At 65.2% G+C, this 13030-nt stretch carries 11 protein-coding genes; 5 read left to right on the forward strand and 6 right to left on the reverse strand.

The annotated features are described in order from the left end of the window. Position 1: 1 nt before the first annotated feature. Genes R4P57_RS21435 through R4P57_RS21445 form a run of 3 tightly spaced genes read right to left on the reverse strand, consistent with a single transcriptional unit; the run spans position 2 to position 3947 of the window. Positions 2 to 1045, reverse strand: a complete 1044-nt coding sequence (locus tag R4P57_RS21435) for a hypothetical protein (protein WP_317804865.1) — start codon at positions 1043 to 1045, stop codon at positions 2 to 4. After that, on the reverse strand, positions 1042 to 1662 hold the full coding sequence (bluB, locus tag R4P57_RS21440; protein WP_317804993.1) for a 5,6-dimethylbenzimidazole synthase: 621 nt from the start codon (positions 1660 to 1662) through the stop codon (positions 1042 to 1044). Before bluB ends, R4P57_RS21435 begins: the two co-directional genes overlap by 4 nt. 11 nt (positions 1663 to 1673) lie before the next feature. Beyond that, positions 1674 to 3947, reverse strand: coding sequence for a bifunctional diguanylate cyclase/phosphodiesterase (locus tag R4P57_RS21445; protein WP_317804866.1), 2274 nt, complete (start codon positions 3945 to 3947; stop codon positions 1674 to 1676). Positions 3948 to 4080: 133 nt separating this feature from the next. Here R4P57_RS21445 and dinB point away from each other — a divergent pair, with 133 nt between their 5' ends. Then, on the forward strand, positions 4081 to 5301 hold the full coding sequence (dinB, locus tag R4P57_RS21450) for a DNA polymerase IV (protein WP_317804867.1): 1221 nt from the start codon (positions 4081 to 4083) through the stop codon (positions 5299 to 5301). Here dinB and R4P57_RS21455 read toward each other — a convergent pair whose 3' ends face one another. Continuing rightward, complete coding sequence (locus tag R4P57_RS21455) at positions 5302 to 6699, reverse strand: cytochrome P450 (RefSeq protein ID WP_317804868.1); 1398 nt, start codon at positions 6697 to 6699, stop codon at positions 5302 to 5304. It lies immediately after the preceding gene. Positions 6700 to 6787: 88 nt separating this feature from the next. On the opposite strand from R4P57_RS21455, the gene R4P57_RS21460 reads away from it, so the two are divergent. Both R4P57_RS21460 and R4P57_RS21465 read left to right on the forward strand, forming a co-directional pair. Beyond that, on the forward strand, positions 6788 to 7363 hold the full coding sequence (locus R4P57_RS21460; protein WP_317804869.1) for a TetR/AcrR family transcriptional regulator: 576 nt from the start codon (positions 6788 to 6790) through the stop codon (positions 7361 to 7363). Between the two features lie 22 nt (positions 7364 to 7385). Continuing rightward, positions 7386 to 7661, forward strand: a complete 276-nt coding sequence (locus R4P57_RS21465; RefSeq protein ID WP_094614592.1) for a DUF2277 domain-containing protein — start codon at positions 7386 to 7388, stop codon at positions 7659 to 7661. Positions 7662 to 7686: 25 nt separating this feature from the next. On the opposite strand, the gene R4P57_RS21470 is transcribed toward R4P57_RS21465, so the two are convergent. Then, positions 7687 to 8106, reverse strand: coding sequence for a helix-turn-helix domain-containing protein (locus tag R4P57_RS21470; protein WP_317804870.1), 420 nt, complete (start codon positions 8104 to 8106; stop codon positions 7687 to 7689). Between the two features lie 292 nt (positions 8107 to 8398). Here R4P57_RS21470 and R4P57_RS21475 point away from each other — a divergent pair, with 292 nt between their 5' ends. After that, complete coding sequence (locus R4P57_RS21475) at positions 8399 to 9067, forward strand: hypothetical protein (RefSeq protein WP_317804871.1); 669 nt, start codon at positions 8399 to 8401, stop codon at positions 9065 to 9067. Positions 9068 to 9089: 22 nt separating this feature from the next. Here the strand turns inward: R4P57_RS21475 and R4P57_RS21480 are convergent, their stop codons facing one another. Continuing rightward, positions 9090 to 10253, reverse strand: coding sequence for a globin domain-containing protein (locus tag R4P57_RS21480; RefSeq protein WP_317804872.1), 1164 nt, complete (start codon positions 10251 to 10253; stop codon positions 9090 to 9092). A 192-nt stretch (positions 10254 to 10445) separates the two neighbouring features. On the opposite strand from R4P57_RS21480, the gene clpB reads away from it, so the two are divergent. Next, a complete protein-coding gene (clpB, locus tag R4P57_RS21485) occupies positions 10446 to 13025 on the forward strand; it encodes an ATP-dependent chaperone ClpB (RefSeq protein ID WP_317804873.1) in 2580 nt (859 codons plus the stop codon). Positions 13026 to 13030: the final 5 nt, after the last annotated feature.

Raw genomic sequence — 13030 nt, forward strand, 5'->3', positions numbered from 1 at the left:
CCTAACTACCAGGCAACTCGGCGCGGGTGATGATCTGAATCGAACTGCTCGCGCCCGGGTCGCTGCCGGTCACCAGCACGTCACCGGTCCGCGGATCGACCGCGACCGAATTGGCCTGAGTCACCGTCGGAACATCGCCCAGGGTGCGCGGAGCAGCGGGATCGGACACATCGACCACCCGCAGCACGTTCGATGCGGTCAGCGTCACGAACAGCAGCCGGCGTTCGGGATCGACGGCGAGCCCGTACGGGTTGCCGGGCGCATCGATCGACGCGATCTGACGAATGCCCCCGGCCGCGTCGACCGATGCGAGGAGGACCGTGCCGCCGTCGGTGTCGGCGAACCCGGCCACCGTCTGATTCACCGTCACCGCGTGCGTCAGCTTGACGCCTATCAGAGCCTGCGCCACCTCCTGCTGCGTCGCACCGTCGTAGACCCACACACCGTTGCCCTGGACGTCCGCGACAGCAGCGAACGGACCGAGCGCCGCGATACCACCGGGTTGGACGGGCCCCGGCGGTAGTTCCGACACCACCGACCCGTCACGCAGGAATATCACCCCGCCGCCCATCTCGTTGGTGGCCACGATGGTGCCGTCGGAGGTCTGCACGGCATCGTGTGGTTGACGGCCGACGCCGGTGGCGGTCGACAGAATCGCGCCGTCGGCGAGCGAGATCTCGAGCAGTTCGTCGCTGCCCTCGAGCGGAACCAACACCGGGCCGTCCGGACCGGCCAGTGAGAGATGACGCGGCGCACCCGTCGTCGTGACCATCTGCCGCACGGCACCGGTGGCCGCGTCGAACAGCACCACGCCGTCGGGCTCACGCACCCCGGCAGCAGCGATCCCGGACGTTCCGACCACGACACCCTCGGGGGCGCCCGGAAGTGGTACGACGGTGCCGATCGGGTCGGCAGAATCCGGAGCCTGTGCGGGCTCGGCCGCCGGAGTGGTTGCCGGAGCGGACGGTTCGGTAGGTGATTCGGCAGCAGAGCAGCCGGCCACGAGCAGACAGGCAGTGGCCACCGCAACCAGGCGCGCCCTCATCGGCGGTACTGCTCGAAGTGCAGGGCGTCGTCGAGGGGACGCCGGGTGCGCCAACCGAAGCGCTCCAGATCCGGTACCTCCTGGAACGATTCGACCGGGCCCACACACAGCCAGGCGATCGGGCGGACCGGTGCGGGGATGTCGAGCAGTTCGGTGAGGTATGCCTCGTCGTAGAACGAGACCCAGCCGACGCCGACGTTCTCGGCTATCGCTGCGAGCCAGAGGTTTTCGATGGCGAGTACGGCGGAGAACAGTCCGGTGTCGTCGACGGTGTCGCGGCCGAGGACGTGCCGTCCTCCACGGTCGGGATCGTAGGTGACCGCCACACCGGTTCCGCTCGTCTCGATTCCCTCGATGCGGATGGGGTCGAATGTCCTTCGGCGTTCGGCGTCGAGCTTGTCTGCGAAGTCCTGTCGGCAACCGGCCACGTGGGCGGCGAATGCGCTCAGAGTATCGGGCTTGCGGACGACGACGAAGTCCCAGGGCTGGGTGTTGCCGACGCTCGGGGCCTGATGCGCCGCTCCGAGGATTCGGCGCAGAGTCTCGTCGTCGACGACGGTTCCGTCGAACTCGGCGCGGACGTCGCGTCGAGATCGAATCGCTGCGTACACCGACAGGGCTGCCTCGGTCATGATATCCGTTCTCCTGTAGCAATTTTCAGACGCGCGTTCAGCTCGGCGACCAGGGCGGGCAGTCGGTCTGCCGAGGTGGGACGGCCGAGGTGGTAACCCTGCGCTCGTCCGCACCGTAGCTCGCGCAACGCCGTCATCGTCACCTCGTCCTCGACTCCCTCTGCTGTCACCGACAATCCCAGCGTACGGGCGAGTTCGACGGTCGATCGCACGATGGCTTCGTGCGCTGGGTTGTGCGCCATGCCGCCGATGAAGGTGCGGTCGATCTTCAACTCCTGTACCGGCAACCGCTCGATGTAGGCGAGCGAGCTGTAGCCCGTGCCGTAGTCGTCGATGGCGACCTGCACACCCATCGCATGCAGTATCGACAGCGTCTCGGTCGCGCCCACCGGGTCGGTCATCGCCGAGGTCTCGGTCACCTCCAAGGTCAATCGACCAGGTGGACAATCGAATTCCTTCAGCGCCGTGCACACCTGCCCGATGAGGGTGTCGTCGAACAGATTGCGGGTCGAGATGTTGACGGCGATGCTCAACTCCAGTCCCTCGGACATCCACTGCCCGCGTTGGGCGAGGGCGTGGGTGAGGACGTAGCTGGTCAGTGGCCGGATCAGCCCGGTGCGTTCGGCGGTGGGTAGGAATGCGCTGGGGGACAGGACGGTGCCGTTCGGATGATGCCACCGCAGCAGTGCTTCCACGCCGACGACGGTCATCGTCGTGAGGTCGACCTGCGGCTGATAGTGCAGTCGAAGTTGATCCGTTTCCAGTGCTGTGGTGAGTTCGCCGAGCATGATGAGTTGCTCGCTCTTGTCCCGGTCCATCGACCGGTCGTAGTACGCGACGCGTGACTGAGCGGCTTTCGCGGCCTGGACGGCGAGGTCGGCGCGCTGCACGAGGCGATCGGGTGTCGTCTCGTCCTCACCGTCGCCGGCCGGAGAATTCGACGCGACACCGACGCTCGCTTCGATCAGCAGGGTCATATTCCCCACCTCGAAGGGTGTGGCGAACCGGAGTTGAATCTCGTGTGCCAACGCGGCCGGGTCCATCGACTCCGATGCCCCACACAGGACGAACTCGTCACCGGCCAAGCGCGCCAACAGAATCGAGTCATCGGCGACGCCGCGCAGGCGCTCGGCGACCACCACGAGGACCTGGTCGCCGAGGCCGCGTCCGAAGGTGTCGTTGATCTCCTTGAATCGATCGATATCGACGGTCAGCAAAGTCGATTCACCCGCATTGCCCCAGAGTCGATGTTCGAGGGCGCGCAGGTTGGCCAGGCCGGTGAGGTGATCGGTATCGGCGACGGCACGTAGCTGGACGGTCTGAGTGTGCAACAACCGCAGCAGATCCGTGATGCGGAACATCACCAGGACCACCAATGCGAGAGCACAGAGCAGCACCGCCCATCCCCACTGGGCGATCGGCTCGTCGCGAACGACCTCGATGAACATCACGATCGGCGCAGTCAGCGTGGCGGCGGTCAGCACGACGACCGTGGGAGTGGTGAACGATGCCATCAGATGGGCGTCGGATTCGATGTTCGGGTTGGTGATGCGACGCATGGACGGGTGAAGGGCGGCGACGCCGATCAGGACGTAGGACATGGTCCATCCGAGGTCGAACAGAGACCTGTCGGACGAGGAATCCGACACCATCGCGAAGTTGTTCACGGTGTCGGTGACGACGAGCAGCGCAACGGCCGCGGTGAGCAGTCGATAGGACAGGGCTCGCCACTGCCGTGAGCCGACGAAGTGGGCCACCAGTCCCAGCAGGAAGATGTCCATTGCGGGGTAGACGACCTCGACCAGACCGGCAATTCCGGAGATACCCTCTCCGGCGAGCGACGGCTGCACCGCGAACACCCAGGTGAGCAGTCCGAACGCGACCATGACGATGGCGCTGTTGGCGACATGGCCGCGTTCGCTCGCTCGCCACTTGTGGCGAGCGAGAAGAAACAGGCCGAAACCGTAGACCGGATAGCCGAGGAGGTACATCGCGTCTGCGAGCGACGGATACGGGACGCTGCCCCGCGTGATGTGGATCCACTCGTAGACGATGTCGCCGAGCACCCACAGGGCTGTACCTGCGGCGATGGCCAGCCACGCTGTGCGGTTACGAGGCCGGTGCATCCTGGTGCCGATGACGGTGGCGGCGACGGCAGAGGCCCCGACGAGAACGAAGACCGACTGGCCCCAGACGGTGGTCGGGACCACGAAGTAGGCGGCGCAGCCGAAAGCGCCGAGCACTGCGTACCACCGCCACCAGGCCGTCACGATTTTCTCCAGCCGTTCACGCCGATCCGACGGCTTCAACAATGTCACACTCGGTGATCTGGGTCACTTCGTCCACCCTGATTGATCGGGTTGTGCATGGAGGAGTGTCGGTAGCACGTGCGAGCATAGTTTCGTGGAGTCGAACACTCAGAATTTGGCGAGCATCATGCACGCCGACCTGGACTCCTTCTATGCCTCGGTGGAGCAGCGTGACGATCCGCGGCTGCGCGGTAAGCCGGTGATCGTCGGCGGGGGAGTGGTGCTCGCCGCCAGCTACGAGGCCAAAGCCTTCGGGGTGCGCACGGCGATGAGCGGCGGGCAGGCACGCGCGGTGTGCCCGCAGGCCATCGTGGTCCCGCCGCGCATGGAGGCGTACTCGCAGGCGAGCAAGGACGTGTTCGACGTCTTCCACGACACCACCCCGCTGGTCGAGGGTATTTCCATCGACGAGGCATTTCTCGACGTCGGCGGGTTGCAGAAGATTGCGGGCAGTGCCACGGAGATCGGACAGCGACTGCGGCAGGAGGTCGCCGAGCAGGTAGGGCTGCCCATCACCGTCGGGATCGCCACCACCAAGTTTCTGGCGAAGGTAGCCAGTGCTTTCGCCAAGCCTGACGGCCTACTGCTCGTACCGCCCGGCGGCGAGCTCGAGTTCCTGCATCCTCTGAACATCGAAAGGCTCTGGGGTGTAGGCAAAGTGACCGCCGAGAAGCTGCACGTTCTCGACATCAGGACCGTCGGCGACATCGCGGCGTACGGCGAGCGGTCGTTGGCCTCGGTGCTCGGCAAAGGTGCGGGTGCCCACCTGTACGCGCTGGCCATGGGCCGGGATCCGCGACGCGTCCAACCCGGGAAGTCTCGTAGTTCCATCGGCGCGCAGCGAGCACTCGGGCGCGGCAGGCACGACGCGGCCGAGGTGGAGGCCTCGTTGATCGGGCTCGTCGACCGCGTCACGCACCGGATGCGCGCAGCGGAGCGAACCGGTCGAACCGTCATGTTGCGGTTGCGTTTTGCCGACTTCACTCGCGCCACCCGGTCGCACACTCTCGATCGCGCGACGGCCGACACCCGAGACATCCTGGACGCCGCACTCGAACTGCTCCGCGATGCGGCACCGCTGATCTCGGAGAAGGGCATCACCCTGGTCGGCGTCACCGTCTCGAGTATCGACAAGGGGGGAGCGGAACAGCTCGAGTTGCAGTTCGATGCACCGTCGGTGCGGACGCCGCCGGAGGCATCGGCTCTCGACCGCGCGCTCGACGGGGTGCACAAGAAGTTCGGATCGACGTCGCTCACGCGTGGGGTGCTGCTCGGCCGCGATCCGGGAATCTCGGTTCCGCTGTTGCCGGACTGATTACTGTCGTGTCATCGGTTGCACCCGAAAGCCTGTGGGCATCATGGTCAGTCGCTCCTCGACCTGCAGGTGGTACGACGGGTCGGCTCGCAGATCGAAACGCTGGAGAATCGTTCCGAGGACCAGGACTGCCTCGTGAATGGCGAATTGCCTTCCGATGCACGCGCGTTCACCGGTGCCGAAGGGCTTGTAGACATGAGCCGGTCTGGCCTTGATGCGGTCGGGTAGAAAATTGTCCGGGTCGAACTCGCCGGGGCGATCGCCCCATACCGGATCGCGATGCAGGGCCGTCACCAGCACGATCGCCCAATCCCCGGCCGCCATTCGGTAGCCGTCGCCGACGGTGGTCTCCGTCCGTGCTCCGCGGCCGAACGCGGGAACCGTCGGCCACAGGCGCAGTGATTCGTCGAGGACTCGGCGGACGTACCGCAGCTTGGGGACCTGCCCGAACTCGGGCTTGCCCGCACCCCAGACCTCGTCGACCTCGGCGCGGGCCCGCTCGAAGACCTCCGGATGTGTCGCCAGGTAGTACAGCGCGAACGACAGTGCACCGGAGGTGGTTTCGTGCCCGGCGATCAGAAACGTCAGGATCTGGTAGCCGATGTTGGCTTCGCTCAATGCATTCGGATTGTCGACCTCACGTGCCGCGTCCATCATGATCTGCAGCAGATCGTCGAAGTCTTCGGTGGACCGGCGACGAGTTCGGACGACATCTGTGAGGACGTCGGCCAAGTACCGCTTGTTGTGTGCGTATTCGCGGTCGGATCGGGCGAACAGGGGCTTGGCGAACGCGGGGATCTTCAGCAACGCCCGCCGCTGGTTGTAGGTCAGTGCGCCGACCATGGCGGAGACGAACGGATGCGGCTCGGTTCGCTCGAACGAACCGAAGCTGTAACTGAATCCGGTGCGACCGATGGTCTCGAGCGTCAGTTTTGTCATGTCCGAGGACACGTCGGTCGTTGCGCCGGTGCGTGCGCGGCCTTCCCAGTGCCGAATCAGATCGTCGGCGACGTCGACCATGATCTCGTGATAGCCGCGCATGGCGCCGGCCGTGAACGCCGGACGCAACAGATCGTGGGCGCGTTGCCAGTTCGGTTCGTGGTTGTAGGCGGTGAACAGCCCGTCGGCCCCGATGTCGCGCAGATTCTCGACGCCGGGAGGCAGAAACTTCTCGAACCGCTTCTCGTCGCACAGTTCACCCACCACGTTGACACCGGAGGCGAAGACGAAGCGTCGGCCGAGGATGTTCCGCTCGAACATCGGGCCGAGGCGGCCGGCCATGGCGGTCGAATCCTGAACCGGGGTGCGCGGGTCGACGCCGACGATGTCGCCGAGCACGGGAATTCGGTACGGGGGATGCGGTAGAGCGCCGTTTCGTACCGCGAACTCTGTCGACATCGTCACTCCATGGTTTCGGCTTGTTGAATCGGTGTCCAATAGTGACCGTACTCACTGTTGAACTCGTGTCAAGTAAAGTTCGAGGCCCATGACCACACCCCGCAAACGGATGACGCCGACGCAACGGCGTGCCCAACTACTGGAGATCGGCTCGGCGCTGTTCGCCGAGCGGCCCTATGAGGACGTGTGGATCGAGGAGGTCGCCGATCTCGCGGGCGTCTCACGCGGGTTGATGTACCACTACTTCCCGTCCAAGCGGGAATTCTTCGTCGAGATCGTGCGCACCGAATCCGAGCGAAACCTCGACCTCACCGCACCGGACACCTCGCTTCCGGTCCTCGAGCAGATCGCCGCCGGGCTCGATGCCTACATCTCCTACACCGACGAGCACGCGCACGGCGTCCGAGCCGTCAACCGCGGGTCCCTGCTGGGAGACCGACGAATCGACGACATCCTCACGCGCGAGTTCGAGATTCAGCAGGAGCGGATCCTGGCTGCTCTGCCCGAAAGATTTCGCGACGACGAAATGGTCCGTACCGCGCTGCGCGGGTGGGTGGCCTTCGTGCGAGCGGTGTGTCTGGACTGGGTGGAGCGCAGAACTCTCGACCGAGAACAGATCCGTGCAGTATGTCTACGTGCCGTTGCAGGTCTTCTCGAGGTGTGAGCTGCAGGGTTATCGTCGACGCATGTGCCGAAACATCACCACCCTGCGAGGCCTGGAACCCCACGCCACCGACGAGGAGATCGAAGCGGCCGCGCGTCAGTACGTCCGCAAGATCAGTGGCGTGCAGAAGACGTCCGACGCCACCCGTGACGCCTTCGAGCTGGCCGTCGCCGAGGTGACGGCAACGACGCACCGGCTCCTCGATGCGCTTCCGGAGCGGCGTCAGCCACCGCCAACGGTGCCGCCGCTGAGGCGTCCCGAAGTGCAGGCGCGAATTGCGGCCAAGGCCGGGTCCTGAGGGTAGGTCCTGGAGGGTTTCTGTCCTAGAGGGTGCTGTCCGGCGGTACCGCGGGGAGTCCTTCGCTCACGCGGAGCTTCTCGGCCATCGAGCTGAGCAGGTTCTGGGATTCCTCGGACAGGTCGAATGCCCGGGCGGACAGGCGGCGTAGGCCGTATCCCTGCAGTTGGGTGAGCAGTTCGAGGTCGTGATCGACCTTGGACGCATAGATGTTGTCGAAGAAGTAGTCGGACTTGACCTTGAAGAACGCGGCCAGCGCCGCCACGGTGTCCGTGGACGGATTGGCGCGCTGCCCCGACCGCAATTGCGAGATGTACGGCTTGGAGATCTGGTGCCCGCGCAGGGCGAGTGCGTCGGCGACCTCGGCGTTGGTGTGTGGCTTGCGTCCGGGCGGGTGGATCGTGGAGAACAGATGGTTCAGACGTGCGGCGAAATCAGCGGACATCGGGGATGTGTGTGCCTTCCTGATACAGCCGCTGCCCACCCGGGCAGATCGGTCCGCCGCGGACCGAACCGGCTCATAGTAGCCGCTGCCGTGATTCCGGCGAACCGTGGCTGACCTGCAGAAATTCATCCGAAAATCGTACTGATCGGTTTCATGCGGTGGGTGACGTGCGGGGCCGAGTCTGCGCAGCCGGGTGCCCAGGAAACTGGGTCGAACGAATGGTTTTCCGCAGAATCGGACGCGTGATCAGAGCCTCGGTGGCAGACTGTATTGCCAGGCGAAGGGGGTGGAGATGACCGGTCGTCGACGAACGTTCGATTCACGAGACGGTGACGCGGAGGTGGTCGAGCCGCTGCTGCGCGCAGTGCTGTCCTACGCCCCGCGGGACGAGTCGCCCATGCCGCACCCGTCCGAGGGGATCATGCTCCGGGCCGAGGACGGCTCCGGGTTCGTTCGGCTCGAACTCGCCATCGCAGACGATCTCGGCGCAGGTATCCCGGGACCGTTCGGGTCCAGGTTCTACGAATGCGGATCGTTCGAAGTGGTTGTCCCGCAACGAGATCCCCGGGACGGTGCGCTGTTGATGATCCACCTGCTCGACGCGCGAGCGCCCCACAGGTTCGAGTTCGCCACGTCCATGCCGCCCCGGTGGAGCCTGCGGCTCGAGCACGACGGCTCGGTGTCGGTACTCGACGATCTCGGCGATGCAGTGATATTCATCGGCCGCCCATGGGCTTTCGACTCCGACCTGCATCCGGTTCGCGTGTACTACACCATCGAGAACGGCCTGTTGGTGCAGAACGTCCTGGCCACCGCGGACACCGGATATCCCATTCTGATCGATCCCGATCCCGACGCGATCATCACCGGAGACGGCCGACTCATCACCGAGACCTGGAGTCCGCGACTGGTGGCCGGCGAAATCGTCGAGGATCTGCCGCCGAAGTCTTTGTCGAGCTGATTTCCTTGCAGCGCAACGAAATTCAGAACGGATCGTGCTGAATGTGCTCCATCGGCGTGCCGACCTTGCGGAGGGCGTAGATCGTCGTCCGTACCATCGACGGCGACCCGCAGATCTGAATCTGCCGATCGGCCCACGAGCCGAACTGGGTCACCACCTTGCCCACCGCGCCGTGCAGACGGTGGTGCATTCCCCACGGTAGTTCGCGAGGTGTGCCCGAATACCACCACGGATTTTCGAGCTCCTCGGTCACCGGAACGACTGTCAGCCACGGATTCGACAGCGACAACTGCCACAGAGTGTCCAGATCGTAGAGATCGCACGGATACGTCCCGCTGACGAACAGATGCACCCGCGGATTGTTGCTGCGCTGCGCCATCTCCATGACCTGCGCGCGCAGCGGAGCCAGGCCGGTGCCTCCCGCGATCATCAGCACGTCCTCGCGGATCGCGCGATCGACGTGCATCCCGCCCAGCGGCGGGCTGATGGACCAGCGATCACCCACAGCGGTCTCGGTGACCATCGCCGGCGACACCCAACCCCCGGAGACGCGTCGAACATGGAACTCGATCTCGCCGTACGGATTGCTGGGGATGGCAGGGGACAGATATCGCCACAGCTTGGGCCGCTGCGGAATCTGCACACTGACGTACTGCCCGGGGAAGTACGGGATTTCGCCGTCGGTCTTCAGCCGCACCACCGCGAGGTCGTCGAGCACCCGCTGATGTTCGACGACCGTGGCACTCCAGAACGGCGGTAGCTCGTCGTCGTCGGCGGCGACGGCCATCGCAGTGCTCACGACGGTGAGTGCGTCGCTCCAAGCCGTCTCGACCTCGTCGGTCCATACCTCGTTGCCGGCGAAGGTGCGGAACGCGCTGATCAGAGCCGAGCTGCCCGCACGGAAATGCGCGCCGGAGATTCCGTGCTTGCGGTGGTCCCAGCCGAGTTGCTCGAGGAACGGTTCGACTCGGTCGGGGTCATCGAGATGCTCGAAGATGTAACCGAGTGCCATGGCGAAGTGTTCGCGCAATGCATCCATCGACGCGGGGAACAGAGTGCGGAAGTCGGGGTGCTCGGCGAAGAGATGGCCGTAGAAGGACCGGGACAGCCGCGCCGGGCCGTCCTGAGCGGCCACGACGGACTTGAAGCCGGTGCGAACCAGGGAGATCGTGCGTGCGTCGAGCATCGATCCACCTCCACCCCACCGAATCACTGCTGATGCACAGTCACCGCCGACCGTCACCAAAGTAGACCGATCGAGGATATCCCGCATTTCACCTGATGTGGAGAAAAACAAGGTTGAGCGGAACAGACTCAACTTGTCTATGGTTGTAGTCATCGACAGGCTTTGCACTCCACTCTGGAAAGAAGGTGACCGGTGGACAGTTTCACTCCCACCACGAAGTCGCAGGCAGCACTTTCCGCTGCTCTGCAGGCCGCATCCGCGGCCGGTAACCCGGATATCCGTCCGGCACATTTGTTGGTGGCGTTGCTCGATCAGACCGACGGCATCGCCACTCCACTGCTGAAGGCCGTCGGCGTCGACCCTGCAACGGTGCGCCGAGAAGCGCAGAGCCTCGTCGACCGACTGCCCTCGGCAACCGGTTCGACCACCACTCCGCAACTCGGCCGTGAAACCCTCGCCGCGATCACCGCAGCGCAGCACCTGGCCACCGAACTCGACGACGAGTTCGTCTCCACCGAGCACATCATGGTGGGCCTGGCTGGTGGAACTGGTCGTTCCGCAGGCTCCACTCCTGCCGGCAGCGACGACGTCGCCAAGCTGTTGACCGGGCACGGAGCCGGACCCAACGAGCTGCGCGACGCGTTCCAAGCCGTCCGTGGCAGCGCTCGGGTCACCAGCGCAGATCCCGAGAACACCTATCAGGCGCTGGAGAAGTACAGCACCGATCTGACCGCGCTGGCCCGAGAAGGCAAGCTCGATCCCGTCATCGGACGCGACACCGAGATCAGGCGCGTCGTGCAGGTTCTTTCACGGCGCACCAAGAACAACCCGGTGCTCATCGGCGAACCCGGCGTCGGCAAGACGGCCATCGTCGAAGGACTCGCGCAGCGCGTCATCGCGGGAGATGTTCCGGAGAGCCTGCGCGGCAAGACCGTCGTCTCCCTCGACCTCGGTTCGATGGTCGCAGGCGCGAAGTTCCGCGGTGAGTTCGAGGAGCGGCTCAAGGCCGTGCTCGACGACATCAAGAACTCCGCGGGCCAGGTCATCACGTTCATCGACGAGCTGCACACCATCGTCGGAGCGGGCGCGACCGGCGAATCCGCGATGGACGCGGGCAACATGATCAAACCGATGCTTGCCCGCGGCGAACTCCGACTCGTCGGTGCGACGACCCTCGAGGAGTACCGCAAGTACATCGAGAAGGACGCTGCGCTCGAGCGGCGCTTCCAGCAGGTCTACGTCGGCGAGCCCTCGGTCGAGGACACCGTCGGCATCCTGCGTGGACTCAAGGAACGCTACGAGGTCCATCACGGCGTCCGCATCACGGACTCCGCCCTGGTCGCCGCGGCAACCCTGAGCGATCGGTACATCACAGCGCGGTTCCTGCCCGACAAGGCAATCGACCTCGTCGACGAGGCCGCATCCCGTCTGCGGATGGAGATCGACTCGCGCCCCGTCGAGATCGACGAGGTCGAACGTGCCGTCCGTCGTCTCGAAATCGAGGAGATGGCCCTGGCGAAGGAGACCGACGACGCGTCGAAGGCCCGGCTCGACAAGCTCCGTCAGGAGCTGGCCGATCTGCAGGAGAAGCTCGCCGGGCTCAGCACACGCTGGCAGAACGAGAAGAACGCCATCGACTCGGTGCGGGTCCTCAAGGAGGAGCTCGAGAACCTGCGCGGCGAATCCGACCGCGCCGAGCGCGACGGCGATCTGGGCAAGGCCGCCGAGCTGCGCTACGGACGCATCCCGACTCTCGAGAAGGAGCTCGCCGCCAAGACCGAGGACTCGCCGGCTCAGGGCGACGTGATGCTCAAGGAGGAAGTGGGACCGGACGACGTCGCCGACGTCGTCGCAGCCTGGACCGGAATTCCGGCGGGCCGGATGCTCGAAGGCGAGACCGCGAAGCTGCTTCGCATGGAAGACGAACTCGGCAAGCGAGTCGTCGGACAGAAGGACGCAGTACAAGCGGTGTCCGACGCCGTCCGACGTGCTCGCGCCGGTGTGGCCGATCCGAACCGTCCGACGGGGTCGTTCCTGTTCCTGGGACCCACCGGTGTCGGTAAGACCGAGCTGGCGAAAGCGTTGGCGGAGTTCCTCTTCGACGACGAACGCGCGATGGTGCGCATCGACATGAGCGAGTACAGCGAGAAGCACGCCGTCGCTCGCCTGGTCGGTGCACCTCCGGGATACGTCGGGTACGAGGCCGGTGGCCAGCTGACCGAGGCGGTGCGCAGGCGTCCGTACACGGTGGTGCTCTTCGACGAGGTCGAGAAGGCGCACCCCGACGTGTTCGACATCCTGCTCGCAGTGTTGGACGAAGGCAGGCTCACCGACGGCCAGGGCCGGACCGTCGACTTCCGCAACACGATCCTGATCCTCACCTCCAACCTCGGTGCCGGCGGTACCAAGGAGCAGGTGATGGACGCGGTGCGGCGTTCGTTCAAGCCCGAGTTCGTCAACCGACTCGACGACGTGGTGGTGTTCGACGAATTGTCCGAGGATCAGCTCGAGTCGATCGTCGACATCCAGCTCGGCTTCCTCGCCAAGCGCCTGGCGGCCCGTCGCCTGACGCTCGAGGTGTCGTCGCCGGCGAAGATGTGGCTCGCGGCCCGCGGCTACGACCCGCTCTACGGTGCCCGGCCACTGCGCAGGCTGATCCAGCAGGCCATCGGAGATCAACTGGCGAAGCTGTTGCTTGCCGGCGACATCCACGACGGCGATGTGGTGTCGGTCAATGCCAGCCCGGATGGCGAACGCCTGATCCTGGGCTAGCCGAG

The sequence above is a fragment of the Rhodococcus sp. IEGM 1330 genome (assembly GCF_033142445.1).
In the GTDB taxonomy this organism is placed as follows: Bacteria; Actinomycetota; Actinomycetes; order Mycobacteriales; family Mycobacteriaceae; genus Rhodococcoides.

Coding starts and splice junctions, on each gene's coding strand:
- R4P57_RS21480 (WP_317804872.1), bottom strand. CDS start 10,253: ATGCTCGACGCACGCACGATCTCCCTGGTTCGCACCGGCTTCAAGTCC.
- R4P57_RS21475 (WP_317804871.1), top strand. CDS start 8,399: ATGACCGGTCGTCGACGAACGTTCGATTCACGAGACGGTGACGCGGAG.
- R4P57_RS21455 (WP_317804868.1), bottom strand. CDS start 6,699: ATGTCGACAGAGTTCGCGGTACGAAACGGCGCTCTACCGCATCCCCCG.
- R4P57_RS21465 (WP_094614592.1), top strand. CDS start 7,386: ATGTGCCGAAACATCACCACCCTGCGAGGCCTGGAACCCCACGCCACC.
- R4P57_RS21435 (WP_317804865.1), bottom strand. CDS start 1,045: ATGAGGGCGCGCCTGGTTGCGGTGGCCACTGCCTGTCTGCTCGTGGCC.
- R4P57_RS21460 (WP_317804869.1), top strand. CDS start 6,788: ATGACCACACCCCGCAAACGGATGACGCCGACGCAACGGCGTGCCCAA.
- R4P57_RS21470 (WP_317804870.1), bottom strand. CDS start 8,106: ATGTCCGCTGATTTCGCCGCACGTCTGAACCATCTGTTCTCCACGATC.